Annotated in this window: 4 protein-coding genes; all 4 read left to right on the forward strand. The window is 75.2% G+C overall.

The window, feature by feature from the left end; translation table 11 throughout:
- The coding region (locus tag DBR36_RS12020; RefSeq protein WP_181373576.1) for a ThiF family adenylyltransferase at window positions 1–443 on the forward strand (443 nt) is incomplete at its 5' end.
- Window positions 440–1,663, forward strand: a complete 1,224-nt coding sequence (gene glp / locus DBR36_RS12025) for a gephyrin-like molybdotransferase Glp (RefSeq protein WP_108319701.1) — start codon at window positions 440–442, stop codon at window positions 1,661–1,663. The genes DBR36_RS12020 and glp, both read left to right, overlap by 4 nt.
- The gene (gene moaC, locus DBR36_RS12030) at window positions 1,660–2,157 is read left to right on the forward strand and encodes a cyclic pyranopterin monophosphate synthase MoaC (protein ID WP_108319703.1); all 498 of its coding nucleotides are present in this window, start codon (window positions 1,660–1,662) and stop codon (window positions 2,155–2,157) included. The genes glp and moaC overlap by 4 nt, the downstream gene beginning before the upstream one ends.
- Window positions 2,154–2,390, forward strand: coding sequence for a MoaD/ThiS family protein (locus tag DBR36_RS12035; protein WP_108319705.1), 237 nt, complete (start codon window positions 2,154–2,156; stop codon window positions 2,388–2,390). The genes moaC and DBR36_RS12035 overlap by 4 nt, the downstream gene beginning before the upstream one ends.
- The last annotated feature ends 28 nt before the right edge of the window (window positions 2,391–2,418 follow it).

The following is a 2,418-nucleotide window of genomic DNA, read 5'->3' on the forward strand; positions in this document are numbered from 1 at the left end:
AGCGCACGCTCCGCCTGACCGCCGACAACGCCGTCGACCTGCTCGACGGCGCCCACCTCGTCATCGACGGCAGCGACACCTTCGACACCCGCGAGGCCGTCGCCGCCGCGGCGGAGCACCTCGGCATCCCCCTCGTCTGGGGGGCCGTGCAGGAATGGGCGGCGCAGGTCACCGTGTTCTGGTCGGCGCCGCCCGAGGGGCACGCACCGGTCGTGCTGGGCGACCTGTTCCCCCCGGGATCGGCGGGCGAACCGCCCACCTGCGCGCAGGTCGGGGTGCTCGGATCGCTGTGCGTCCAGGTGGGCGGACTGCTCGCGACCGAGGCGATCAAACTCGTCACCGGCGCGGGAGAACCCCTGCTCGGACGCCTGGTCGTCGTCGACGCGCTGCGCGCCCGACAGGATGTCATCCCGCTGATCCCCTCCGGAAGGACCCCCGCGTGAGCGAGCTGCTGACCGTCGAGGAGCACCGCGCCCGCGTGCTCGACGCCGTGACGCCCCTGCCCGTCGAGACCGTGCGGCTCGCGGACGCGGCCGGGCGCACCCTCGCCGCCCCCGTGCGCGCCGCGCACGACCTGCCCGGCTTCGACAACTCCTCGATGGACGGCTTCGCGGTGCGCCTCGCCGACGTCGAAGGCGCGGATGCCGAGAACCCGGTGGCCCTGCGCGTCGTCGCCGATCTGCCGGCCGGCTCGTCCGACGACCCGTCGTTCGGCGCGGGCGAGGCGGTGCGCATCATGACGGGCGCGCCCGTCCCCACCCGCGCCGACGCGATCGTCCCGTTCGAGGACACCGCCGGAGGCCTCGCCGACTCCCTCGGCACCGTCGAGGTGCGGCGGGCGCCCGCGGCATCCGGGGCCTTCATCCGCCGACGCGGCGGCGACACCCGCACCGGCGACGTCGTGCTGACCCCCGGCGAGCGCCTGGGGCCGTTCGCCCTGGCCGCCGCCGCCGCCGCGGGCGTGACCGAGGTCGAGGTGCGCCGACGCCCCCGGGTCGCCGTCGTGTCGACCGGCAGCGAACTCGTGCCGCCCGGCGTCGCGCCGGGGCGCGGCCAGACCCCCGACTCGAACTCGACGCTGCTCGCGGCGTTGGTCGCCGACGCCGATGCCGACGTGACCGTCGTCTCGTCGCTGCGGGACGACGCGGACGCGATCCACGCCCTGCTCGCGCACGCGGCCGACGTCGACGTCATCGTCTTCAGCGGGGGCGTGAGCGCCGGGGCCTACGAGCCCGTGCGGCAGGCCCTGTCGGAGCGCATCTCGTTCGTCAAGGTCGCCATGCAGCCCGGAAAACCCCAGGCCTTCGGCGCACTCGACGACGGCCGCCTCGTCTTCGGCCTGCCCGGCAACCCCGTCAGCGTCGCGGTGTCGTTCGAGGTGTTCGTGCGGCCCGCGTTGCTGGCGCTGCAGGGGCGCGCGGTCATCGATCGACGCATCGCCCGCCTCACGGCATCCGAGGACTGGACGACGCCGCCCGGCCGCCGCCAGTACCTCCCCGTCGTGATCGACCTGGTCGCGGGCACCGTCCGCCCCGCCACCGCCGGAGGCTCGGGTTCTCACCTGGCCGCCTCGCTCGCGCGGGCCGAGGCCTTCGCTGTGGTTCCCGCCGACGTGTCCACGGTGTCCGCCGGAGACCCGCTCGATGTCATGCTGATTCCATGACCTTCACCCACCTGGATGCCGCGGGCCACGCCCGCATGGTCGACGTCACCCTCAAGCAGCCCACCGTCCGCACCGCCACCGCGCGGGGTTTCGTGCGCTGCGCGCCCGAGGTGGTCGCGGCCCTGCGCGACGGCACCGCCCCCAAGGGCGACGTGCTCGCCGTGTCGCGGATCGCCGGCATCCAGGCCGCCAAGGCCACGCCCGCCCTGCTTCCGCTCGCGCACGTGATCGGCGTGCACCGGGCCTCGGTCGACCTCGCGATCACCGACGCGGGGGTCGAGATCGAAGCGACGGTCGGCACCGCTGACCGCACCGGCGTCGAGATGGAGGCCCTGACGAGCGTGTCGGTCGCGGCGCTGGCGATCGTCGACATGGTGAAGGGGATGGACAAGGGCACCTTCATCGAGAACGTTCGGATCGTGTCGAAGACTGGCGGCAAAGCCGGCGACTGGGCACGCCCGGGCGAAGCCGGCCCCGAAGGGGTGTCGGCGTGAGCGTCCGCGTCCGTTACTTCGCCGCCGCCGCCGAGGCCGCCGGGGCGGATGCCGAGGACCGCGCCGAGACGACGCTGACGGCGCTGCGCGCCGGGATCGTCCGCGATCACGCCGCGCTGGGCGGCATCCTGGACCGCTGCGCGGTGCTCGTGGACGGCCAGCGCCGCGACGACGACGCCGCGCTCGACGCCGTCGCGCACGTCGACGTTCTGCCGCCCTTCGCCGGCGGCTGAGCCGGGGCGCGGCGGGCCGGGGCGGGGC

The organism is Microbacterium sp. HMWF026, assembly GCF_003061325.1.
In the GTDB taxonomy this organism is placed as follows: domain Bacteria; phylum Actinomycetota; class Actinomycetes; order Actinomycetales; family Microbacteriaceae; genus Microbacterium; species Microbacterium testaceum_E.